Here is a 21,924-nt window from a genome sequence, read left to right on the forward strand (position 1 = left end):
AAACAATGGAGGTGACCCCTGTTTAGGGGATTTTGGATACTATATTATTCATCAATTTATTTTTAGTGGTCTGGTTGATTGCGTTGACGGCGTTTTTCGTCGGATCGGAATTTGCTGTCGTTAAGGTTCGGATGTCGCGTTTGGATCAAATGATTCAAGAAGGGAACAAAAGTGCCGTCCTTGCGAAAAAAATCGCGGGCGATCTCGACTACTACTTGTCTGCCTGTCAGCTTGGTATCACGGTCACAGCACTTGGTCTTGGGGCACTTGGTGAACCAACTGTTGAAAAGATTTTGCACCCTGTCTTCGATGACTTCGGGATCTCTGCTGCTGTTTCGACACTCTTGTCGTTTGGTATCGCATTCGTATCCGTCACGTTCTTACACGTCGTCATCGGTGAACTCGCTCCGAAGACGCTTGCGATTCAGTATGCAGAACGCATGACATTGTTGTTCGCCCGTCCACTTTATGTGTTCGGTAAAATCATGTACCCATTCATTTGGTTACTCAACGGTTCAGCGCGCCTATTCCTCGGTCTGTTCGGTGTCAAACCTGCAGGGCACGAACAAGCCCACTCGGAAGATGAATTGAAAATCATTATGGCGCAAAGTTTCCAAAGTGGTGAAATCAACCAAACGGAACTTGCCCTCATGCAAAACGTCTTTGCGTTTGATGAGCACATCGTCAAAGACTTGATGGTGCCGCGGATGCGGATGGAGACGATCTCAGAACGTTTGACGAAGGATGAACTGATGGAAATCTTCATGGATAATCCGTACACGCGTTACCCGGTTACAGAAGAAAATGATAAGGACCGGATTCTCGGATACGTCAACGTCAAGGAAGTCTTGACGGATTATGCGAACGGCAATGAGCATCCGGTGACACACTATATCAAGGATTTACCGGTTGTTTCGGAAGTGACGTCGCTTCAAGAGACACTTCGCAAGATGAAACGGACCCGCACCCATCTCGTTCTCGTCGTCGATGAATACGGCGGAACAGCAGGTCTCGTCTCGATGGAAGACTTACTCGAAGAAATCGTCGGTGAAATCCGTGATGAATTCGATGCAGATGAAGTCGAAGAAATCGAACAGGTCAAATCTGACGAGTTCCTACTCGACGGTACAGTCTTGCTCGCTGACTTGGAAGAGCGTTTCAATATTCGTTTTACGAATGTCGAAGATGTCGATACGATCGGTGGCTGGATTCAGATGCACAACATCGATCTTCAGCCAGGTGAGCATATCGACACACCGGACTTCTCCGTCGAAGTGATGGAGATGGAAAACTATCAAATCAACCGCGTCAAGATTTGGTTGCATCCAGCTGAACAAGCAGAAGCATAAGATGGTCGGTTCCTCATGGAGGAACCGGCTTTTTTTCATCGCATCAGTCAAAAAATCAAGAATGGACGGATTGTGCGAACTTTCGGCAGGCATGATAGGAGAATGCAGAGAGGAGCGGGAATGTAATCTACAGCTACTTTATTGTTAAATCGCGTCCTATGAAACGAGGAGGTATTCCGTGCTCGAGCAGATTCCATTCTTACTGAGTCGTTTAGGTATGTTAGCACTGTTAGCCTTTTTATTGTCCCAGTGGCGCATTTCCCGATACATATTCAAGATGGACCGCGGAATGAATCTTCCACTGCTCTTCGCATTCGTGTCATCCGGTATTTTGATGAACTACGCAGGAATTGAACTTTCGCAAGATACGACGATTGATCCGTTACTCGGATTAGCCGTCGAAAAAGATGCCTTGTTGCTTGATACCCGACTCGCTGTCATCGTGACGAGCGGATTGATTGGTGGACCCGTGATTGGCGGCATCACGGGATGTTTGGTTGGTCTACACCGCTACGTACTCGGTTCGTTAGGGGCAGAAGCCGGTTGGATCATCGCCATGCTCGCTGGACTTGCGAGCGGCTGGTATCGAAAACGCTGGCGTTTGCATGATGGTTATGCAATTGTTCCGCCCATCGGTATCGTCTTGACAGCATTGCTGTTTGAGAGTGGAATCACGCTATTACTTGCACCGGATACGGCAAAAGCACTTGATTTGATGAGTCGTGCCGCTTTTCCATTACTGTTCGCAAACATATGTGGGGTCGTACTGTTCATCATGATTTTACGGACACAACTTCGACTCGAAGGAGCACTCTTCGTCCGGCAAACCGAGCGATCCGATCGTCTATTGCAAGCATTACAACCCTTACGAAAGCAGGGATTGACTTCGGAAGTCGCGCGACAGATCGGAGCGACGTTATTGAAGGAGACAAAGATGCAACGGATCGTCGTGCTCGGGGCGACAGAGGTCGTCATCGATATGACGGACCAGCAACCAGCAGTCTGTGGCGAGCAACCGAGACGCGAGGAGCAACGATGGATCGAAGCAGAAGAACCCGTCCGACAGGAAGACGAGCAGACGGGACAAATTCTGAGCTTTCATCCTATGCGCATTAACGGTCAAAAGGCAGGCGTCATCTGTTACTTTTCGAAAGACTTATTTGACGACACCGTCGAGCGAATGACGGAACAACTCGTCCGTTTATTAGCACGAGAGTTGCATATGTACCGAGAAGATCAGTTGCTCCGGTTAAGCGGAAGAAAGATGAAACCGATGTTACACGTCAGCTATCTGAAAGGCATCATCGAAGAAATCCAGCGGACAGCTGATCCGGGAACTCCCGTGAAACATCAATTGAATGCACTGCTTCAACTGTTGACGGCAGCGACGCGGCATGATGAACATCCACTCCGTGAGGAACTGGCGACCCTGAAGGCCTATTTATCACTAGAAGGAACACGGCGTCGCCCGAATCAACTGACCTCTGCCGATATCACGGTCGATCTTGATATCGAGACCGCTGTTGAAGAATACTTCGTTTTCCCGTTCCTTGTGACGCAGCTTGTCGATAATGCACTGCGTCATGCGTTCGTAAAGGCAGGACGCCATCACCGGATTGATGTCCGTGCCTTTAGGGCGACGACGGACTGGGTCATCGAAGTCACGGATAATGGACAAGGGATGCCGCTTGCCGTGATGCAACAACTGGATCAACAGGAGGCGGGGGATTCGAATCTGTTCCTGATTCGACGCGCATTAGACGTGACATACGGTCCGACTGCAACATTACACGTCCACTCGATCATTCATCAAGGAACTCGGATCGAAGTGCGATTACCACTTCCGTCTCTGTAACAACAATGGTCTTTTGCCATTGTTGTTTTTTTGTCTCGTTCCGAGGGTAAATACGAAAACAGGAAAACGTATCGTACAGGAGGAAGCAAATGATGATTACGACAACAGAAGTAGGGCAACTAGGAGATCAGTCCTTGTTACGATTCACGTTACAGAATGTGCATGGGCATAGTATCGATATCTTGAACCGAGGCGCAAAAATTCTTGCCATCCGGGTTCCGGATCAACATGGAATGGTCGAAAATGTCGTACTCGCGTTTGACGACCTATCAGAATACCAAGATGATCCGCATCACTTAGGCGCCACGATCGGACGCGTCGGAGGACGAATTGCGAATGGTGCGTTTGCGTTGGAAGGAATGACGTATGTACTCGAACAAAATGAGGGTGAACATCACCTCCATGGAGGAAGCGAAAATTGGGCGAACCGAATGTTCACGCACGAAATCAACGACGACAAACTTGTTCTACGTTTAGATAGTCCGAGTGGGGAGAACGGCTATCCGGGGCACTTGTCGTTCACGCTGACATTCGAATGGACAGACGAGAACGTCCTGCATATCCATTATGAAGCGGAGACGACAGCTTCGACACCATTCAGTCCGACGAATCATACGTACTTTAACTTGACGGGTGAAGCAAAAACGACGATCGAACAGCATCTGTTACGAATGGATGCACCTTTTTATGTTCCGTTGACGAAAGATGCGGTACCGACCGGTGATATTCTCCCCGTCACAGACACCGTCTTTGATTTTCTCGATACCCGTCCCCTGCATGAAGTGACACATGCATCAGATGAACAACTCCGCCAAGCAGGTAGTGGGGTTGATCATCCCTTCCTGCTTAGAGAGGGTGGAGAAATCGTTCTCGATGAGCCAATCAGCGGGCGGCGATTGCGCGTCGTGACGGATCAACCGGGAGTCGTCGTCTACACTGCTAATCATTTGTCGGGCGAGTTTACGATTTGTGGAAGACGCGCAACCCCATACCTCGGAATCTGTTTTGAGACACAAGGATTACCGGATGCGATCAACCAACCGAATTTTCCTTCCGTCGTCTTACATGCCGATGAGCATTATCATAAGCGTACATCGTTTCATTTTCAGATGATGTCATGACGTTTCTTGCGATTTCCACTTCTGTATATGGTAGGATAAAGCGAGAAGAATCTAACGGAGGCTAGGGAAATGACTAAAATAGCATGGGTGACCGATAGTATGGCCTATTTCACGAAGGAAGAGGCAGAAACGATCGGCGTCAATGTCGTACCGATTCAAATCTTGCTCGGTGATACGGCGTATCAAGAGAATGCGATCACGGTCGAGCGACTGTTCCGTGCGCTTGATGCGGACAAAAAGCTGATTGCCAAAACATCACAACCAATTTTCGGAGAGTTCGTCGGAACGTACGAACGCTTGAAAGAAGAAGGCTATGACTGTGCGATTGCAGTACATTGTACGAATGGACTCTCAAGTACCGTCCAAAGTTCAGCATCAGCAGCGGAAGCAGCCAGCTTCCCGGTTCATATCATTGACTCTCATACGGCGTTTGAGAACCAACAAGAGTTCATTCGTTACGGGATGGAGCTCGCGGCACAGGGGAAATCCGTCGAGGAAATCGTCGCTGCCTTACAAGCGTTGACGAAAAAGACCCATTTCTATATGATCGTCGGTAATATGGAGACGATGCGTCGGGGTGGACGTGTCTCATCCGGTGACTTGTTCCTTGCGAACCTACTCAGCATCAAACCGATCATCACGACGGATGAAGCAGGAAAAATCGTACCATTCAAAAAAGCACGTTCTTTAAAGAAAGCTTACATCGAAATGGTTAAACAAATCGATGAATCGATGCGTCAGCACACGTTCTACAAGAACCGGATTTATGTCGCGACGACGATGGCACCGGAAATGGCAGCGGAACTGCGGCAACAAGTCGCAGCGAAGTTCCCAGATTTGACGATTCTCGAAGGCACGTTCGGACCAGCAATCGGGACGCATGCCGGAGCAGAGACGGTCGGTCTATTCTGGATGAATGATTAAACTGAAACGGATACGACAAGAGGCGACGGATTTTTCCGTCGCCTCTTGTTTCGTTCAAGCTGTAAGTGTAATTCCAAGGAACGCTGCAAGAATTCCGAAACCGTAGCTCGAGATGAGGTAGAGGGTAAGTACTTTACGATTTCCGTCCTGAAATAACTGCAACGTCTCGATTTTGAACGTCGAGAACGTTGTAAATGATCCAAGGAAACCGGTACCTAAGAGTAACGTCCATGTCGTATCGAGATGCGCACCGATGACGAGACCAAGCAAAAACGAACCGATTACGTTAATCAGGAACGTTGCTAGTGGAAATTCACGTTTCCAAACCGTCTTCATCCATTGACTGACGGCAAACCGACTGATGGCGCCGCAAAAAGCACCGATGGCGAGAGCAAGTAGCATCATTCACTCACGTCCTTTCGTCACGTGACGCAGTCGTCGTGTTCCGAGCGCGTAACCGACATAAGACAGGAACAAACCGCCAAATAGGCTGACGAGTACGTAGAGGAACGCGTCCGCTAAATGATGTTCATTAAGTAAGGTCACCGTCTCAACGCTGAATGTCGAAAACGTCGTAAAGGAGCCGATGAAACCCGTGCCGATGGCTGTGATCGCATATTGATGTAAGAGTTTCGTTCGAAATAAAAAGTGTGTCGCATAGCCGAGAAGAAAACTCCCGATCAAGTTGATCGCAAGCGTCGCCCACGGAAACGGACCAGTCGTGAAGTCGCTAATCAGCAGTCCGAGCCCATACCGTGCCGAGGCACCGAGAACACCTGCGAGACCTACGAGTACATACAGCATAGAAATCCTCTTTTCTGAAAAAGTCTACGTTAACCGTACTCCCGCTTTCAAGAAAGCGTCAAGAAAAAAAGTCACTCGAGAGACTTAACGAATGAATTCTTTCTGCCGATGAACAACTGTATGACTTTAATAAGGTGAAGGAGTTTGAACAAGATGGTATCTGCCCTCGAGCAACAAAGTACAAAGATTTTGTCCCGCCTGATTGCAACGTTAATTACGATTGCGCATCCATTGATTTTCTTATTTGCGCAAATGAATTACGTCCCAATCAGTGTGTTTTATCAGTTTTTAGTCGGTGGTTTGATCTTGACGGTCGCGTTGCTTGTGGGCAACCGCCTACTTGGACATCGTCCGAGCGGGAAGTACGTCCAAGTGACGTTAACGTATTTCGTACTCGCTCTCGTTTTGGTGACCTTGCCGTCGCCAAGCATTTGGACGATCGTCTATCTCTACTTGACGATTTCAATCGTCTATTTAATTCCGCGTTTGGTCATTCTCGCCGGAATCCTTGGACTCATTGAGATGGCAGTATTCACAATGCTAGGAACGATTGTCTTTATGAATACATTCGATTTGATCGTCGCCTATGTCATTTATTTGATGATTTTCTCGGCGGCTGTTTTTGTCGCCGTCTTTGGACGGAACGTCATGTTAGCCGTCCGCCAAGAACAAGAACGGTCGGAAGCCTACGCGGCGACGTCGCAAATTGCCCTCGAGCAAACGGCAGCAACCGCAACGGAAGTAACGACGTTCACGGAAGAGATGAGTGAAACAGTTGATGCGGCAAAGGATTCCTTCAGTCAGGTTGATCTGGCGATGCAACAGCTAGCACATGATGCAGCGGGAAGCGTCCAAGCGATTCGTGAAATTCGTCAATTGAATGATCAGCAAGTCAATCGGATGGAGGATGTGACCGTTGCGGTCAATCACGCACTCGAGCGCAGTTCGTCCTCGCGAACGACAGCCGAAAAGAGCAGACAGACGATTGGTCTTGCCGGACAATCCCTGCAACAATTGACGACGAGCATGGATGATTCGGTCACGTCGTTCGGACAGCTTGCTGGACGTTTCCAGGAAATCGTCGCCATCACGTCGAGCATCAATGCGATTGCGGCGCAAACGAACCTGCTTAGTCTCAATGCTTCCATTGAAGCAGCCCGTGCGGGTGAGTTCGGAAAAGGCTTTACGGTCGTTGCGCAAGAAATTCGTAATCTATCAGCACAGACGGCAGAAGCGTCGAAGGAAATCAATGCGATCATCGAACGTGTTGATCAGGACGTCACGCAAACAGGGAACTCGATTCATGCGAGTACGACATTGTTACGTGAGCAGGAAGAGCGTATGGCCGAGAGTCAGTTAGCGCTACAGACGATCGAGACGGATACAACGGAAGTTGTTGGATCAATCCAGTCGGCGCAGACTCAGTTCGCGACGATGACGAGTAGTCTTACTGCTATCACGACAGCAGCCGGTCAACTTGATACGTTCATGAATGCGTTGCTCGCACAAAGTGAGTCACTATCCGGCTTGACACGTCATCAAGTCGGTCAGGTCATGGAGCTGCAGCATGCGATCCATGCCTTGAACGAAACGGCATCCACTCTTCAGCAAACGAATCGTTAACGAAACAGCTCCTCATCGATTGATGGGGAGCTGTTGTGTATCTTCAGACTGTTTGTCGGTAGGACGGACGGGGAAGAAGATAGGGAACGAATATTGAAGGAGGAGTCAACGGATGAAGGCAGCTTACATTGAACAGTATGGTGGATCGGAACAATTCAAGGTCGGAGAACTGGACAAGCCGGTCATCGGACCGGATGATGTTTTAATCGAAGTCTATGCCGCGAGTGTAAACCCGGTCGATTGGAAACTACGCGAAGGATACTTGCGTCAGATGTTGAGCTACGAAATGCCGCTCGTCATCGGTTGGGACGTTGCCGGTGTGATTCAGGAAGTAGGAGAAAACGTCTCCGATCTTCAAGTCGGGGACGCTGTTTTCAGCCGTCCGGAAATCGCTCGCCAAGGAACATATGCCGAGTACGTCGCGGTCGATGCCCATCTCGTCGTCAAAAAACCAGAATCGCTCAGCTTCGCAGAAGCAGCGTCTCTTCCACTCGTCTCACATACAGCGTGGCAGGTCATGTTCGAAGTGATGGATGCGAAGCCAGGTGACCGGATCTTTATTGGTGCCGGATCAGGCGGCGTCGGAACGGTCGCGATTCAACTCGCAAAAGCGAACGGTTTGTACGTCATCACGTCAACAAGTACGAAAAACGTTGACTGGGTAAAAGCACTTGGAGCCGACGAAGTCATTGACTACAAACAGGAAAATCCGGCCGATCGTGTTCGTGACATCGATTTTGTATTTGATACGATGGGTGGCGCCAATCAAGGGGAACTGTATCAGATGCTGAAGCCGAACGGCATGCTCGTCTCGATTTCCACACCACCGGATGAAGAGCAAGCGAAAGAGCATAATGCGCGATCTGCATATGTCTTCATGCAACCGACGGGTGAGCGTTTACAGCATATCGCTAAAGCTGTCGAACGTGGCGAGCTACAACCTGTCGTTGACCGGATCTTTGATCTGGATCAAATCAAGGAAGCACATGATTATGGCGAAGAAGGGCACGCAAAAGGAAAAATCGTCATTCGGGTCAAGGGAGAATAAGAAGAGGAGGACGCTGAAATCAGCGTTCTCTTTTATTTTTTATCAATCTTTTTATCGAACCATAAACAAAAAATAACCTGGTTAAAAAAGTATAAAGGATAAGGGGTTGCTTCTTCCTATACTAGGGCTATCAGACGTGAGTCAGCCACATTAAAAGGAGGAAGTAACATGAAAAAAGGATTGAAGTGGGCAGGAATTATCGTGATCGGCGCAGTTATTCTCGGGAATCTAGGAGATGACGAAGAACAAGCAGCACCGGAGAAAAAAGTAGAAGTCGAACAAGAAGCAGTCAAATCAGAAGCAAAACCAGTGAAGGCAAAAGCAGTTGCAAAACCGGTCAAGAAAACGTACGGGGTGAATGATCAGGTAAAGGTCGGGAAACTGACGTACGTCGTCAACGACGTCAAGATGGTCGATACGTTGTCGAACGTTCTCGGAGAAAAGAAAACATCAGGACAATTTTTAGTCATCGGTCTGACGATTCTAAACGGAGATAAGGAAGAGCGATTCGTCGACAGCAACATGTTTAAAGTCAATGTCGGCGATACGGAATACTCAGCCGATACGGAACTCGATCTTTATGCGAATGAAGACGGGATGGGCTTCTTCTTAGAGACGATCAACCCGAATATCGAGAAAACCGGCAACATCGTCTTTGAATTACCGAAACAGGTGAAAAATCCGATGCTTGAAGTCTCGTCTGGCTTTGGCTGGGCAGGTGGACAATCAAAAGAGATTCAATTGACACAGTAATGAGTGACCATATAAGAGACTCAATATAAGAATGACGCGTCTTTTCACGCCCTTTCCTCAGGCGAGACACAAGCTAGTTTTCCTGCTTCATTTAAGCAGGAAAGCGGGTCTTGTTTGTCTCTGACAGCGCATAAATGTGCTTGTTCCTGTAGGAGTGGCGTGTGACGCGTCATTCTTTTTGTTACGAGATAAGGGTGGCAGATCATCATTCTGATACTCTTATCTTTGTGGAAACTGACTTTTGAGTCAGCCCGTTCTTGTTACCGTCCTGATTGTTGGATCGAGAGTTCAGGCGTTAATCGATCGAGTAAAGCGAGCGTCTCTGGATGAGAGGCGAGCGTCTGGTCGAGCGTGTTCCGTTCAGTCTCTAGACATGCTAGATAACGTTGAGCCGCTTCAGCATGCGTTGCGGGTGTCAGGACGTCGTAGATTGCTTCAAGAGCAAGGCGTGGATGGTCTGGCAATGTCGTCGGAATCGTCTTTAATCCAAGTTGAGCTCGTTCAGGAGCATGATGATGGAGTAAGACTTTTGCGAACTTGATTAAGGCGCTACGGAGCATCTCGACTGCCCATAAGTCATTTCCGCGAGCTGCTGCTTTTTTATATTGGAACAAGAACCAGACAGCATCGATTGCTTCATCGGTCGCTTCTTGAGCAGAAAGTGTTAAGTCGCAAGTATCGGTAAAGTCCGTCAACTGTTCTTGTGGATCATACAAGACACGCAATTGATCCTTATGGTTCAGCGAATCAAGCGTCACCGTGAATAAATCAATATGTAGCAGATCATCATAGACGACGATCATCTGCGGCGCGATGATATCGATCTCATCTTTCCAGATGATTGAACGATAGGCAGAAAGGTGGGACAAACGACGCGATAAGAATGTTGTTTGACGTTCTTCCGAGACGAGACAGTATAGATCGATGTCTGAATGGACATCTTCTTCTCCCCGTCCGAAGGATCCTTTCAAGAAGATGGCTTCGACTGCAGGATCTTGTTTGAGTCGAGCAACCAGTTGCTCGATTGCATGAAGTTGATGCATGAGGACTCATTCCTTTCCGAAAACAGAAGTCTATTACGTCAGTATACGTGATAATAGACAGGTTTTTCCATAAAAAATGAGAAATCACATCGAAATGGATTTCTCATTGAGAGGCCGATGCTAATTTTTCTTTCTGTTCAAGATGAATGACGTGCTGTTCGCCCCATGCATTGATGGCGTCAAGAACCGGGATAAGCGTCCGACCATAATCCGTCAGCGAGTACTCGACGCGGGGGGGAACTTCCTGATAAATCTCGCGATGGACGATATCGTTCAGTTCGAGTTCACGCAGTTGAGCCGTCAGCATCTTTTGCGTAATGTTTGGCAATTGTCGCTTTAGTTCACTGAAGCGGAGCGTTCCGTGTGTGATCAAGACGAGTAAAATCGACGGCTTCCATTTTCCGGTCAAGATTTCGAGCGCTGTCTCGACGCGACAGCTTGGTGTCTCTTCCATCGGTCTTCCTCCTTCATGGTATCGTTTAGGATACTATACCACTTATTCGTGCCTACTTCCGCTTCGATCGCTTCCGCGTAATAATAGGGATACGAGCTATTTCATTGAAGGAGGAAACAACATGTCCATTCATCCACAAATCACACTCGGTCCTGTTCGCTTGCGTATCACGGACCTCGACCGTTCGATTTCATTTTATACAACATCACTCGGATTACGCGTGCTAACGCAAACGGATCAGTTGACGGTGCTCGGCGCACAAGATACACCACTCGTTGAACTTGAAGTTCATCCGAATGCCCGCCGTTTTCCACCGAACTCGGTCGCCGGATTATATCATTTTGCGATTTTGCTACCGAACCGAAAAGAACTTGGTTTCGTCATCCGGAATTTAATCGAACAAGGAATTGAGATTGGTCAAGGTGACCATCTCGTCAGTGAAGCCTTTTATCTGTCGGATCCAGATGGGAACGGAATCGAGATTTATGCCGATCGTCCGCGTGAGACGTGGACATACGAAGCGAATGGAGACGTCAAGATGACGACGGATCCCGTCGATTGGCAAAGCATGCTCGTCGAAGCGGGAGAAGAAGACTGGTACGGCATGCCAAGCGATACGGTCATGGGACATGTCCATTTCCACGTCAAGACACTCGAAGCAGCGCGGGCATTTTATGTCGAGACGCTCGGTTTTGAAGTTGCCGCTGACGCTTCGCGAATGCGTGCATTATTCGTTGCTGCCGGTGGATATCACCATCACATCGGTCTGAACGTCTGGTCTGGTGTCAACGCACCGACGAATCCGGAAGATGCGGTCGGACTCGTCTATTGGACACTACGTTATCCGGATCAAGCGACGCTCCAAGCAGCGATCGAGGCGTTGAAGTCTTCCGCTTATACCGTTACGGATCAAGCAGGCGATGTCTATGTCACCGATGATGCCGGAATTACCGCTCGATTGACAACGTAACCGAAAAAAATCCCCTTACAGTGAAAACACTGTAAGGGGATTTTTGGTTTACCGTGAAGACGACGTTGCGTTACCGTCGTACCGGCTGATCAGTTCATACGGTCTGACTTTATATAAGGCATGCGGGAAGTAATGGGGATCCATCGCATCAAGCGTCCGCAACTGGAAGTGTTCCCGTTTGATATACTCACTCAGCGAGTCACGTGTCAGTGGGAAGAAGCCGACATCCGTCGTTTCGCCTTCTTGTGTCGCGAGTTCACCACCGACGGCTTTCCCACGGAAGCAGACGCACAGGACATGGCTTGAGACATTTTGATAGATACCGGTGATGCCATCGATCGTGACATCAACACCGGTTTCTTCTTTGACTTCCCGTTTGATGGCGTCAAGAATCGACTCGTGATTTTCGACTTGTCCACCCGGCATCTCATACGTATCACCCCGGTGGAGGTTGCGGACGAGCAGGACTTCACCGGCATCGTTCGTGATGTACGCGGTCACGCTGACGATCGCGCGAGGGGGAGCATACGTACCGGTCGCTGTCATGAAATCTTCATAGGATTTGATATAGAGGTTTTTGCCGAGACGCGCGCGCTTCTTCATCGCTTCGCGACGTAAGGCACTGTTGCGGACATCACGATCGACTTGTTCGTAATGTTCACGGTCGCGATATTCCCAAATGGCGATGACTTCATCTTCTGCCTCGGTCACCCAGCGACCAACAAGACGGGCACCATGGCTGACTTGGAGCGGGTACAAATAGGTATGGAAAAACTCAGTGAATTCTTCTAGGCGTTCGGGACGAATCGTATAGGTCTTCCGGCGATGTAACATGGAAATTCCTCCTATCAGATGAGCGTTCAGATGTACGTTGTACCCCTTCTCGAACGGACGGATGAAACCCTTTTTCTCGATGTGGGAAAAGGAGTTTTTATTGAACGATTGCGTATACATATCCTCCGGTCTACGTGACTTTAAATCATCGATGATGATCTCTTTTGATCGGAAAAGTATAACTAAAGAAGAACTTAAGAAATGGATAGGGCTCAACTTCAGAAAAATCGGGGATACTGAAAGTAGAGAGAAACAGAAAGAAGGGATACGTGATGGATATCATGGCACTCGTCCGCCTGGCTGGCGGAATCATGTTCACCCCATTGTCGGACGATGTCTTGATGATGAGTTTTGCAGCACTTCGATTACGAGAGGGGATGTACCCGGTCGTCATCTGGTTGACCGCATGGCCGGTCTTCTTCATCGCCTTTACGTGGTTTTATCTACTTGCTCGGTTCTTCCGTGAGATTCCGCTCGTCAAACGCTGGATGAAGTCACGTTTCTTAGAACGAGCAGAAACGATCATCGAACGGCGCGGGTTATGGGCGATCGGACTATCGTTCTTCTTACCCGGCGTCAGACATCCGATTCATTATGTCGCCGGACTCCTCGGTTATCCGTTACCGCGTTATTTAGTAATGACATTCTTAGCAGCAGGCGTGTATACAGGACTCTGGACTTTTTTGATCGTCCGGATCGGAGAAGCTGTGACGTGGTCGGAGCTGTGGAACTGGCTTCAGGTGAATCCCGGAATCATCAGTGCGATCGTAGTCATCTTAATCGGTCTAGTAGTAACAGGTATCGTATATCATCGGCGTCAAAAGGAATCAGTCGAGGAAAGTTCTTCAATATAAAAACATCAAACGAGCAAGCGAATCCAGATCAGGATTCGCTTTTTTAGATGAAGTTTGGTTTTATGAATAAGGATAGTTTTTTGAAATAAGAAGTAATCTACAAGAAAAGTGAAATCATTGTCAAAAAAAGACGTTTTTCACTTCTTAAAAGCTACCTGATTTACACACTGTATTGGCAATTTATCGTCACAAGCAAGTGGCTGAAATTGGATTGTAAACGCTTATACTAGGAGGTGTTCACAGAGTGGACATATTTATTGCCAGAGGAGGATACATATGAATCTCATGCAGACGGAAGAGACGGTCAAAAAAGCACCGACTTCTTCTGCTTACCGGACGATTTGGCAGTGGCATTTTTATGCTGGTATCATTTTTGCACCGTTCCTAGTCATGCTTGCTGTGACAGGATCCATTTATCTTTTTAAGCCACAAATCGAAAACGTCCTGTATCAATCGTATTATGAAGTTACACCACAAGCAGATCGCATCACTGCGACGGAACAGATTGATCGCGTCAAAGCGAAGTATCCCGATGCACTTGTCACGTCGTACCGACCGGGTGAATCCGACGATCGATCCAGTGAAGTGAAGGTCTCGTCACCAGACATGTCGGCGACGGTCTTCGTCAATCCGTATTCTGGTAAGATCATCGGAACATTATCTGACGATGACCGGATCATGAATAAAATCGAAGAGATCCACGGGGAACTGATGGCGGGAACGACTGGCGATCGGATCGTTGAACTCGTCGCCTGTTGGGCAATCGTCTTGATCGTGACGGGACTGTTCCTATGGTTCCCGCGTAAGCAAAAGGGACTGTCAGGTGTCTTGTTCCCACGTCTTCGTCAAGGTAAGAAGTTATTCCGTCGTGATCTCCACGCTGTTCCAGCATTCTGGATCACAGCAGGGATGCTGTTCCTGATCTTGACTGGCTTACCGTGGTCCGGTTTCTGGGGAACGAACTTCCAGTCCCTTGTCACGAACCAAGGGCTTGGTTATCCACCGTCCATCTGGGGTGGGGAGGCACCGACGTCAACACTTCAAACGAAGGATATCGCGGAAGTCCCGTGGGCTGCCGAAACACTTGATGTCCCGCAATCAAAAGTCGAAGGTGCTGTTCCAGCTTCGATCGATGACATCATTGCAATCGGCAAACAACAAGGGATGGATCCAAGCTTTAAGATCAGTATTCCAAGTGACCCGAGCGGTGTCTATACGCTGTCTGCATATCCAGCGAAAGCACAGAATGAAGCGACGATCCATCTCGATCAATATTCCGGTGCCGTGCTCGCTGATTATCGTTATGACAACTATGGTGTCGTCGGAAAAATCGTCGCGACCGGGATCACACTCCACAAGGGAACGGAATTCGGCTGGTTCAATCAGTTAATTAGTCTGTTGATTTGTCTCGGAATCATTCTCGTGGCAGTCAGTGGTTTCTATCTCTGGCTGAAGCGAAAACCAAGTAAAGGGATGGGGGCGCCGAAAGGACCGAAAGCATTCATGTTGAAAGGATTCCTCGCTGTGCTTGTCGTGCTGGGAATCGTCTTCCCGCTCGTCGGTCTATCGTTGCTCGTCGTCTGGCTGGTCGATTTCCTCGTCATCCGTCGTATTCCGAGTGTAAGGAGGTTCTTCAATGCGTAAATCGATACAAACACTCATGCTCGGCGGACTGCTCGTCACGACGACGAGTCTTGCTGGCTGTGCGGTCGATTCCGATGCAGCAGAACAGTATGCCGTAGCTAAGCCGTTATCGATCAAAATGAATATCCCAAAGGACTTACAACCGGATGCCAAGAAAAAGCAGACGTTTGAAGCAACAGTCTGGCGTGAAGCCAAACCGGTTCAAAAAGTCGATTATGTACATTTCGAAATCTGGAAAGCGGATGGAACAGTACGCTATAGTATGGAACCGGCAGAGGAGACAAAGCCAGGTGTCTATACGATTGCGAAGGCACTACCGAAATCCGGCTTGTATTATGTCAAAGCGCATGCAAGCAGTGAAGGTGCGATGATCATGCCAACACGGCAGTTCATCGTCGGTGAGTTATCGAAAGAAGATTTAAAAATCTTACAAGGTGGAGCAAAACCAGCTGGCGGAAGTAGCGGTCACCATCATTGAAGAATAATGAAATAAAAAATGAGAGGGCGGAATACTATTCCGTCCTCTCATTTTTCGTATAGACGATTAATCGTCATCACCATGATCTCCGTGATCATCCCCGTCATCGTCTCCATGATCGTCTGAATCATCATCTTGATCATCATCTTCTGAGTCATCCGAAGAATCATCGTCATCCGAGTGCTCATCTTCTGATTCGAGTTCCTGTCCATTATAGAACTTGATCTGGACGTGTAACGTTTTGATGTTTGGTAATTGAAGCGCCTGTGCGACTAACGTTAATAATTCTTCTTCCGTCATCGATGGTGTGACGAGAAGACGATCTTTTAACGTCGCAACGTCAGTAATACCGATCTCGTCTTTAAAGCGCAATTCTTTCCGTTGATGTTCATTACTGTAACGCCACTCGAACTTTTTCTTATTCGTATCCGTCACTTTGATCATGATCCGTTTGAGTTCTTGATTATTCTGAACTCCGTCTTGATCCGTATCTTCCTGATCGTCTCGAGTCCCGTCCTGATCGCTGTCTGCTTGTGTTGGATCAGAATCGAGTTCAAATTCATCTTCGTTGATAAGCGTATCCCGGTCCCGGTCTTCTTCATTGTCTTTGATGCCATCACGGTCTGAATCCTTTTTCAATGGTTGCGTACCGACGATGAACTCTTCGCGTGTCGTCAATCGATCTTTGTCTTGATCTTCTTTATCATCAGAAATACCATCTTGATCGGAATCCTTCTTCAACGGATTTAGATGCGCTGTGTATTCTTGTTGATTCGTGAGTGAGTCGCGGTCCGAATCCTCTTTCCCATCCTTGATCCCGTCACGATCCGAATCCAATTTAGTTGGGTTGAGACGAAGTTGATACTCTTGTACATTCATCAAACCGTCGCGATCGTGATCTTTTGTTGCGACTTGTTTTCCATATCCCAAATGATATTGTTTTTGCCAAGCATCTGGAATCCCATTTTTGTCTCGATCGACTTGCACGACAGGTTTCTTCTTCGCTTTACTTTTTGCTTCGACAGGTCCAACTGCTTGCGAGACGACGAGCGAAGCAAGTACTGCGCCAATGACAATCCGTTTCATAAGTCCACTCCTGTTCTATAAAAGATAAAAGATGAGGTTATAAGAAGATTCTAATGAAATGATTAGAAAATAAGTTGGCTATTTCGCGAAATGAGTAAATAAAAACTAAAAAATAATGAAAGTGCTGCATAAGTTTATTTCGTCAGAAAAAATATTTTAAATAAAAAATGTAAAAAGATAAAACCATTCGTGAACTCCTTACGTTATCTATGTGAAGTCCAAAAAATCAAAGGGGTGTTCATAAGATGAAGATGAAAAAGTCGTATCTCGCTGTTCCGCTTAGTGCCGCATTGTTGATTCCAGCAGCAGGTGTCAGTGCTCACGGTCATGAGGACCATAGTAAGATGTCTCACAGTTCAGGAAAAGTCTCCCTCGATGTCTCATCTCCAGCATCGGATTTACGAGCGACACTCGATCAAATTCTATCTGAACACGCGTATCTCGCAGTCGTTGCGATGCAAAAAGGAATTGATGGTAAAGAAGATTTTGAGCAGGCAGCCGGTGCCTTGAATCAAAACACGGATGATTTAGCGGCAGCTGTTGGTTCCGTCTACGGGGAAGAAGCAGGCGCTGCCTTCAAAGAAATCTGGGCGAGCCATATCGGTTACTTCGTCGATTACGTCAAAGCAACTGGTGCCAAGGACGAAGACGCGAAACAAAAAGCATTGAAAGAGCTTGATGAGTATCGTGTCGAACAGGCTGCGTTCCTCGATAAAGCAACGGAAGGACGTCTGAAGGCAGCGGATCTCGAAGCAGGACTAAAAGTCCATATCACGCAACTGTTAACATCGTTTGATAGCTACGTTGCTGGTGATTATGATGCTGCCTACAGTAATCTACGTAAAGCAATCGAGCATATGTATATGGTGGGAGAAGGGTTATCTGGTGCGATCGTCGATCAGTACCCAGATAAATTCAAAAATACGAAAGTTGATACACCAGCAGCTGATCTTCGTGCCGGACTGAACCGAAACTTCTCTGAACACGCGGCGCTTGCAGTGCTCGCGATGCAAAAAGGAATTGACGGAGCAAAAGACTTTGACGCTGCGGCCGGTGCCTTGAATCAAAATACGGATGACCTGACAGCTTCGATTGGCTCTGTTTATGGTAGTGAAGCAGCGCAACAATTCAAGAAGATTTGGTCGAGCCACATCGGCTACTTCGTTGACTATGTCAAAGCAACAGGTGCGAAAGATGATCAAGCACGCGACATGGCTGTGAAGGAACTTGATGAGTACCGTGTTGAACAGGCAGCATTCCTCGATGCAGCAACAGAAGGACGTTTGAAAGCGAAAGATTTGGAAGAAGGATTAAAGGTTCACATTGACCAACTCTTGCTTGCTTTCAATAGCTATAATGAAAAAGATTACGACAAAACGTACCCAGCGATTCGTGAAGCTTACGCGCATATGTACGGTGTAGGGGAAGGGACTGCGACAGCAATCGTCGATCAGTTCCCAGATAAATTCAAAGGTGCACCATCTGGAATGCCGAACACTGGTCTCGGTGGTATGCAAGAAAAAGCATCGACGACAGGTATCGTCTGGTCACTGCTTGGTATCGCAGCAGCATCGATCCTTGGATTCTTCGCACTCCGTCGTCGCCCGCAACAATAAAGGACGACCCGCTGGTGACAGCGGGTTTTCTTGTACACATCAAGCAGAAAGGAGGTAAACGACATGCGCATCATCCGATTTGCCCTTCTGTTCCTCATTTGTCTGTTGCCCATATCGGTCGAAGCACACACGAGTTTAAAAAGCTCGAATCCGGCAGATGGATCGGCATTATCTGAACCCGTCGATCGGATCCGCTTGACGTTCAGTGAGGCTGTTGAAAAAACGAGCACCTTACGTGTAGTAGACGCGAATGGAGTTGAACAAGCCCTTGCGAAACCACTTATCATCGGAAATGAACTGAGTGCTGTCGTCTCAGAGCCTTTAACGGAAGGAAAATACACGATCAAGTGGGCGTCGATTTCAGATGATGGTCATCCCGTGAAAGGAACGATCCGTTTTACGGTACTGGGTGCGGCAAAAGCTGAAACAAGCACTGTAGAAAAGGCTGAGCCGATGGAAAAAAAAGCAGCAGTCGTTCCTGAAGCAGAGCCTGTTTCAAAAGGACTCGTTCCGACACTGCTCCCATGGATCGTCGGGGGACTGTTAATCAGTATCGTCATCCTTCTCGTGTTACGTCGTCGTTCGACATGAGTGCGTTTCTAGGAGAACTACTCGTCTATATGGGTGGAGCGCTTTGGATGGGCTATTTGGTATTATGCTTCATCCCAACGAAACGAAAACCGCTATTAATGGACGGTACGTCGTGGGCGGTAGCGGGACTCGGGATGCTCGTTCTTGGAACGAGCATCCCGGTCTTTGGTGCCGTTCGTTTTCTACTTTCGACGCAAACGATGACAGAGGCTCTTCGAACAGGATTACTGGAGTTGCATATCGGTCGGATGTTTCTTGTCGTTTACTTCTCTGCTTTACTCCTATTGATCGTATTCACATGGCAAAAGCGACGATCCATCCTGCTCGCACTCTTGACGATCCCGTTATGGATTGGCATCGCAGGAACGAGTCACGCGGCGGCCAAATACGGTGCGCTCGGGTGGACGCTTCAGTTTAGTCACTTCTTATGTGTGACAGCTTGGATCGGTGTCGTGTTTTGGGTAGCCATCGGTGCTCGCTCGACCGTTCATTGGTCTGCCTTTTTAAGTTGGTTCAGTCCGTTTGCCCGGATCGCCTTTACGGGTGTCATCCTGTCAGGGCTGTTACTGATGCAACTGGCGATTCCGCTTGAACGTTATCCGAATCTCTGGGGCGTGCCATACGGTCAAGCGTTGTTGCTGAAGCACCTTTTATTGTTACCGCTTTTGTTCTATGCTTTCTGTAATGGCACGCTTGTTCGGCGTCGGTTGCGTTTTGACTCAACGTACGATCCGCGTCCGTTACTCCGGATGGAGAGTATCATTTTAGTATTGCTGTTCATGGCGAGTGCTTCACTCAGCCGTCTCGAACAACCGACGCTAGGGCAACTACCGACCGGTGATCCAGTGGGGAATGGATGGGTTTTGATGATGGGGATTGCAACCTTACCACTGCTTTTACTAGGATATCGTCGGCATGCAGTGGGTATCTTGCTGAGTTTATTCAGCGTCAGTTTGATTTATCTTGGGTTGCTAGCGACAGGATGAGTATAAAAAACAAGGTAGCGGATCGTTCCGCTACCTTGTTTGACGTGGTCTTATTTCGTTGAAACAGCGCAATTCGTTGCTTTCGCAAGAATCTTCGAATAGGCACGTGCGCCCTTGATATTCAAATGGACACCATCTGCTTCGAAGTAAGATGGATGTTTGACGGCAACAGCATGCCAGTCGATCAGTTCGACTCGCTTCCGTTTCGATGCCTCGCGTAACATCTGATTGACCTCTGCTTCCCACGGACGCGGGACGCGTGCAGTGACCAGATAGACGTGATCGGCATTTGCGAATTGATCGAGCAAACTGTTCAACTGATCCTTTCGGAAGCTACCGTTCGTTCCGAGGTGGAGAATGACTTGGCGTCCATGTCGATTATACGCGGCATACTGCTCACTCAGCGGAATCGCTTCTCGCAGCTGACGACCGAGTTTCGCATCAATCGTCAATTGCTTGAGCGTACTGCCGAGATAATCTTCGACACCGAGTAAGACCGAGTCCCCGATCGCAAGCGTCGGTCGACAGATTTTTCGCTGATCGGGCTTTGCTTTTGGTGTCGTCGGTTTCAGGATCGGCTTCGGTTTTTCTTTTGGCGCCGCTATCTTCTCGAAAGCAGGTTCTGGCTTCGGCGTATCGGAGACAGCAAGAATCGATAAGTTACCGATGAAGCTGACGATGAGAATCGTCAACACGGCAACACTCGTCCACTGCATCGTTGAAAACTGACGTAACTGTCGCGGATGTAACGACAGACGTTCTAAATAACCGGATAGTCCGTGCTGACGAATCGGACGTTCGATAAAGCGATACGATGCTTCAGTTAAGGCGACAAGCACGACGACGATCAACACGGTCCGAAGTAATGAGAACGTGCCGATTTGCTCGACTGGCGTTATCAGTGTGATGACGGGAAAATGCCACAGATATAGACCGTACGATCGTTTACCGATCGCAACAAGTGCTGGATGCGCAAACCATTGACTCCAAATCGACGCCGGATGAGCAATTGTAGCAATCAATAGTGCAGCAAGGACGGCGACAAGGAAAAAGCCACCCCGGTATAAGAAGCTTCCGAACTCACTTGTGACAATCATCAATATAAGCAAGAGTGGCAAAGTAACGGCACCTATTTGATTCAGTAACCGGACACCACGTTTTGGGATATCGAGCTTAAAGCGGGTTGGTTGCCACGCGAAAGCGAGTAGACTCCCAATCAATAGGGCGAATAACCGAGTATCCGTGCCATAGTAGACACGACTTGGATCTTCACCAGGTGTGAACTGAATCGCCATCGCAAGCACGGATGCACCGATCGCAACGCCCATCAATTGCAGGAACAAGCGACGATTTTTCATTCCGAACCAAAGTAAGATCGGGAATAGCAGGTAGAACTGCTCCTCGATTGCGAGTGACCAAAGGTTTTGAATCGGTGATGGCTTACCGAACGACTCGAAATAGGAGACGTCATGGAAGATATACCACCAGTTCGTCCCGTAAATGAGCGCAAAGGCACTATCTTGGCGAACCGTATGCAACAGTTCGCGTTCAAAGATGGTTACGTACCCGAGAACGAGTAACAGCATGACGAATAGGGCCGGGAACAGGCGACGGAAGCGATGAATCCAAAATCGTTTCAAGTCGAGGCGTCCGGTCGTCTGCCACTCGCGTAACAAGAGACCGGTAATCAGATAACCGGATAGGACGAAAAAGAGATCAACACCGAGGAAACCACCGGAGAAGAATGAAACCGACAGATGGTAGAGAATGACAGATAGAACAGCGAAGGCACGTAAGCCATCAAGCCCTGGCATATATGTAATCGAACGAGACGAGGATTTCATAAGACACGAACAACTCCTTTAAAACGACAACTAATTTCTAACAGTCT

General features: G+C 48.1%; 21 protein-coding genes. 14 read left to right on the top strand and 7 right to left on the bottom strand.

All coding sequences use genetic code 11. The features are described 5' to 3' along the window. Window positions 1-32 precede the first annotated feature (32 nt). The 4 genes from ADM98_RS04620 (at window position 33) to ADM98_RS04635 (ending at window position 5,249) form a co-directional block, all read left to right on the top strand. Complete coding sequence (locus ADM98_RS04620; protein ID WP_053452458.1) at window positions 33-1,349, top strand: hemolysin family protein; 1,317 nt, start codon at window positions 33-35, stop codon at window positions 1,347-1,349. 178 nt (window positions 1,350-1,527) lie between these two features. After that, complete coding sequence (locus ADM98_RS04625) at window positions 1,528-3,204, top strand: LytS/YhcK type 5TM receptor domain-containing protein (RefSeq protein WP_053452459.1); 1,677 nt, start codon at window positions 1,528-1,530, stop codon at window positions 3,202-3,204. Between the two features lie 92 nt (window positions 3,205-3,296). Next, window positions 3,297-4,325 (top strand): aldose epimerase family protein, encoded by a 1,029-nt coding sequence (locus tag ADM98_RS04630; protein ID WP_081637451.1) that lies wholly within the window; start codon window positions 3,297-3,299, stop codon window positions 4,323-4,325. Window positions 4,326-4,394: 69 nt separating this feature from the next. Further along, window positions 4,395-5,249, top strand: coding sequence for a DegV family protein (locus ADM98_RS04635; protein WP_053452460.1), 855 nt, complete (start codon window positions 4,395-4,397; stop codon window positions 5,247-5,249). 54 nt (window positions 5,250-5,303) lie between these two features. On the opposite strand, the gene crcB (ADM98_RS04640) is transcribed toward ADM98_RS04635, so the two are convergent. Next, entirely contained in the window at window positions 5,304-5,654 is a 351-nt protein-coding gene (crcB, locus tag ADM98_RS04640; protein WP_023466829.1) for a fluoride efflux transporter CrcB, read from the bottom strand. Then, window positions 5,655-6,053: a fluoride efflux transporter CrcB gene (gene crcB / locus ADM98_RS04645; protein WP_023466830.1), complete on the bottom strand. Its 399-nt coding sequence runs from the start codon at window positions 6,051-6,053 to the stop codon at window positions 5,655-5,657. A 153-nt stretch (window positions 6,054-6,206) separates the two neighbouring features. Between crcB (ADM98_RS04645) and ADM98_RS04650 the strand changes: the two genes are divergently transcribed. The 3 genes from ADM98_RS04650 to ADM98_RS04660 all read left to right on the top strand — a co-directional run bounded on the left by ADM98_RS04650 (window position 6,207) and on the right by ADM98_RS04660 (window position 9,477). Continuing rightward, on the top strand, window positions 6,207-7,676 hold the full coding sequence (locus ADM98_RS04650; protein WP_053452461.1) for a methyl-accepting chemotaxis protein: 1,470 nt from the start codon (window positions 6,207-6,209) through the stop codon (window positions 7,674-7,676). Window positions 7,677-7,788: 112 nt separating this feature from the next. Further along, window positions 7,789-8,724, top strand: coding sequence for an NADP-dependent oxidoreductase (locus ADM98_RS04655; RefSeq protein ID WP_053452462.1), 936 nt, complete (start codon window positions 7,789-7,791; stop codon window positions 8,722-8,724). Between the two features lie 168 nt (window positions 8,725-8,892). Continuing rightward, entirely contained in the window at window positions 8,893-9,477 is a 585-nt protein-coding gene (locus ADM98_RS04660; protein WP_023466833.1) for a DUF4352 domain-containing protein, read from the top strand. A gap of 260 nt (window positions 9,478-9,737) precedes the next feature. Here the strand turns inward: ADM98_RS04660 and ADM98_RS04665 are convergent, their stop codons facing one another. Together ADM98_RS04665 and ADM98_RS04670 are read right to left on the bottom strand one after the other, a co-directional pair. Next, window positions 9,738-10,520 carry a nucleotidyltransferase domain-containing protein gene (locus ADM98_RS04665; protein WP_053452463.1) on the bottom strand — a complete coding sequence of 261 codons (783 nt, stop codon included), beginning with the start codon at window positions 10,518-10,520 and terminating at the stop codon, window positions 9,738-9,740. Between the two features lie 103 nt (window positions 10,521-10,623). Continuing rightward, a complete protein-coding gene (locus tag ADM98_RS04670; RefSeq protein ID WP_053452464.1) occupies window positions 10,624-10,974 on the bottom strand; it encodes a winged helix-turn-helix transcriptional regulator in 351 nt (116 codons plus the stop codon). 121 nt (window positions 10,975-11,095) lie between these two features. Between ADM98_RS04670 and ADM98_RS04675 the strand changes: the two genes are divergently transcribed. Continuing rightward, on the top strand, window positions 11,096-11,944 hold the full coding sequence (locus ADM98_RS04675; protein WP_053452465.1) for a VOC family protein: 849 nt from the start codon (window positions 11,096-11,098) through the stop codon (window positions 11,942-11,944). Window positions 11,945-11,992: 48 nt separating this feature from the next. Here the strand turns inward: ADM98_RS04675 and ADM98_RS04680 are convergent, their stop codons facing one another. Next, on the bottom strand, window positions 11,993-12,778 hold the full coding sequence (locus tag ADM98_RS04680; protein ID WP_023466838.1) for an NUDIX domain-containing protein: 786 nt from the start codon (window positions 12,776-12,778) through the stop codon (window positions 11,993-11,995). A 272-nt stretch (window positions 12,779-13,050) separates the two neighbouring features. On the opposite strand from ADM98_RS04680, the gene ADM98_RS04685 reads away from it, so the two are divergent. The 3 genes from ADM98_RS04685 to ADM98_RS04695 all read left to right on the top strand — a co-directional run bounded on the left by ADM98_RS04685 (window position 13,051) and on the right by ADM98_RS04695 (window position 15,754). Then, window positions 13,051-13,632 (top strand): DedA family protein, encoded by a 582-nt coding sequence (locus ADM98_RS04685; RefSeq protein ID WP_053452466.1) that lies wholly within the window; start codon window positions 13,051-13,053, stop codon window positions 13,630-13,632. Window positions 13,633-13,908: 276 nt separating this feature from the next. Then, window positions 13,909-15,276: a PepSY-associated TM helix domain-containing protein gene (locus ADM98_RS04690; protein ID WP_053452467.1), complete on the top strand. Its 1,368-nt coding sequence runs from the start codon at window positions 13,909-13,911 to the stop codon at window positions 15,274-15,276. Further along, a complete protein-coding gene (locus ADM98_RS04695) occupies window positions 15,269-15,754 on the top strand; it encodes a FixH family protein (RefSeq protein WP_023466843.1) in 486 nt (161 codons plus the stop codon). The genes ADM98_RS04690 and ADM98_RS04695 overlap by 8 nt, the downstream gene beginning before the upstream one ends. A 66-nt stretch (window positions 15,755-15,820) precedes the next feature. On the opposite strand, the gene ADM98_RS04700 is transcribed toward ADM98_RS04695, so the two are convergent. Then, window positions 15,821-16,840, bottom strand: coding sequence for a hypothetical protein (locus ADM98_RS04700; RefSeq protein ID WP_053452468.1), 1,020 nt, complete (start codon window positions 16,838-16,840; stop codon window positions 15,821-15,823). A gap of 245 nt (window positions 16,841-17,085) precedes the next feature. On the opposite strand from ADM98_RS04700, the gene ADM98_RS04705 reads away from it, so the two are divergent. The 3 genes from ADM98_RS04705 (at window position 17,086) to ADM98_RS04715 (ending at window position 20,033) form a co-directional block, all read left to right on the top strand. Then, entirely contained in the window at window positions 17,086-18,456 is a 1,371-nt protein-coding gene (locus ADM98_RS04705; RefSeq protein ID WP_023466846.1) for a hypothetical protein, read from the top strand. Between the two features lie 63 nt (window positions 18,457-18,519). Further along, window positions 18,520-19,047 carry a copper resistance CopC family protein gene (locus tag ADM98_RS04710; RefSeq protein ID WP_023466847.1) on the top strand — a complete coding sequence of 176 codons (528 nt, stop codon included), beginning with the start codon at window positions 18,520-18,522 and terminating at the stop codon, window positions 19,045-19,047. Then, window positions 19,044-20,033 carry a copper resistance D family protein gene (locus ADM98_RS04715; protein WP_160315914.1) on the top strand — a complete coding sequence of 330 codons (990 nt, stop codon included), beginning with the start codon at window positions 19,044-19,046 and terminating at the stop codon, window positions 20,031-20,033. Before ADM98_RS04710 ends, ADM98_RS04715 begins: the two co-directional genes overlap by 4 nt. A 50-nt stretch (window positions 20,034-20,083) precedes the next feature. Here ADM98_RS04715 and ADM98_RS04720 read toward each other — a convergent pair whose 3' ends face one another. Then, on the bottom strand, window positions 20,084-21,877 hold the full coding sequence (locus ADM98_RS04720; RefSeq protein ID WP_053452470.1) for an acyltransferase family protein: 1,794 nt from the start codon (window positions 21,875-21,877) through the stop codon (window positions 20,084-20,086). Between the last annotated feature and the right edge of the window lie 47 nt (window positions 21,878-21,924).

Source organism: Exiguobacterium sp. BMC-KP, assembly GCF_001275385.1.
GTDB lineage: Bacteria > Bacillota > Bacilli > Exiguobacteriales > Exiguobacteriaceae > Exiguobacterium_A.

What these genes read in the sequence shown, in the direction of transcription:
- ADM98_RS04715 (WP_160315914.1), top strand. Translation starts at nt 19,044, where the DNA reads ATGAGTGCGTTTCTAGGAGAACTACTCGTCTATATGGGTGGAGCGCTT.
- ADM98_RS04685 (WP_053452466.1), top strand. Translation starts at nt 13,051, where the DNA reads ATGGATATCATGGCACTCGTCCGCCTGGCTGGCGGAATCATGTTCACC.
- ADM98_RS04675 (WP_053452465.1), top strand. Translation starts at nt 11,096, where the DNA reads ATGTCCATTCATCCACAAATCACACTCGGTCCTGTTCGCTTGCGTATC.
- ADM98_RS04635 (WP_053452460.1), top strand. Translation starts at nt 4,395, where the DNA reads ATGACTAAAATAGCATGGGTGACCGATAGTATGGCCTATTTCACGAAG.
- ADM98_RS04695 (WP_023466843.1), top strand. Translation starts at nt 15,269, where the DNA reads ATGCGTAAATCGATACAAACACTCATGCTCGGCGGACTGCTCGTCACG.
- ADM98_RS04655 (WP_053452462.1), top strand. Translation starts at nt 7,789, where the DNA reads ATGAAGGCAGCTTACATTGAACAGTATGGTGGATCGGAACAATTCAAG.
- ADM98_RS04690 (WP_053452467.1), top strand. Translation starts at nt 13,909, where the DNA reads ATGAATCTCATGCAGACGGAAGAGACGGTCAAAAAAGCACCGACTTCT.
- ADM98_RS04705 (WP_023466846.1), top strand. Translation starts at nt 17,086, where the DNA reads ATGAAGATGAAAAAGTCGTATCTCGCTGTTCCGCTTAGTGCCGCATTG.
- crcB (WP_023466829.1), bottom strand. Translation starts at nt 5,654, where the DNA reads ATGATGCTACTTGCTCTCGCCATCGGTGCTTTTTGCGGCGCCATCAGT.
- ADM98_RS04650 (WP_053452461.1), top strand. Translation starts at nt 6,207, where the DNA reads ATGGTATCTGCCCTCGAGCAACAAAGTACAAAGATTTTGTCCCGCCTG.
- ADM98_RS04700 (WP_053452468.1), bottom strand. Translation starts at nt 16,840, where the DNA reads ATGAAACGGATTGTCATTGGCGCAGTACTTGCTTCGCTCGTCGTCTCG.
- ADM98_RS04660 (WP_023466833.1), top strand. Translation starts at nt 8,893, where the DNA reads ATGAAAAAAGGATTGAAGTGGGCAGGAATTATCGTGATCGGCGCAGTT.
- ADM98_RS04720 (WP_053452470.1), bottom strand. Translation starts at nt 21,877, where the DNA reads ATGAAATCCTCGTCTCGTTCGATTACATATATGCCAGGGCTTGATGGC.
- ADM98_RS04710 (WP_023466847.1), top strand. Translation starts at nt 18,520, where the DNA reads ATGCGCATCATCCGATTTGCCCTTCTGTTCCTCATTTGTCTGTTGCCC.
- ADM98_RS04670 (WP_053452464.1), bottom strand. Translation starts at nt 10,974, where the DNA reads ATGGAAGAGACACCAAGCTGTCGCGTCGAGACAGCGCTCGAAATCTTG.
- ADM98_RS04630 (WP_081637451.1), top strand. Translation starts at nt 3,297, where the DNA reads ATGATTACGACAACAGAAGTAGGGCAACTAGGAGATCAGTCCTTGTTA.
- crcB (WP_023466830.1), bottom strand. Translation starts at nt 6,053, where the DNA reads ATGCTGTATGTACTCGTAGGTCTCGCAGGTGTTCTCGGTGCCTCGGCA.
- ADM98_RS04680 (WP_023466838.1), bottom strand. Translation starts at nt 12,778, where the DNA reads ATGTTACATCGCCGGAAGACCTATACGATTCGTCCCGAACGCCTAGAA.
- ADM98_RS04665 (WP_053452463.1), bottom strand. Translation starts at nt 10,520, where the DNA reads ATGCATCAACTTCATGCAATCGAGCAACTGGTTGCTCGACTCAAACAA.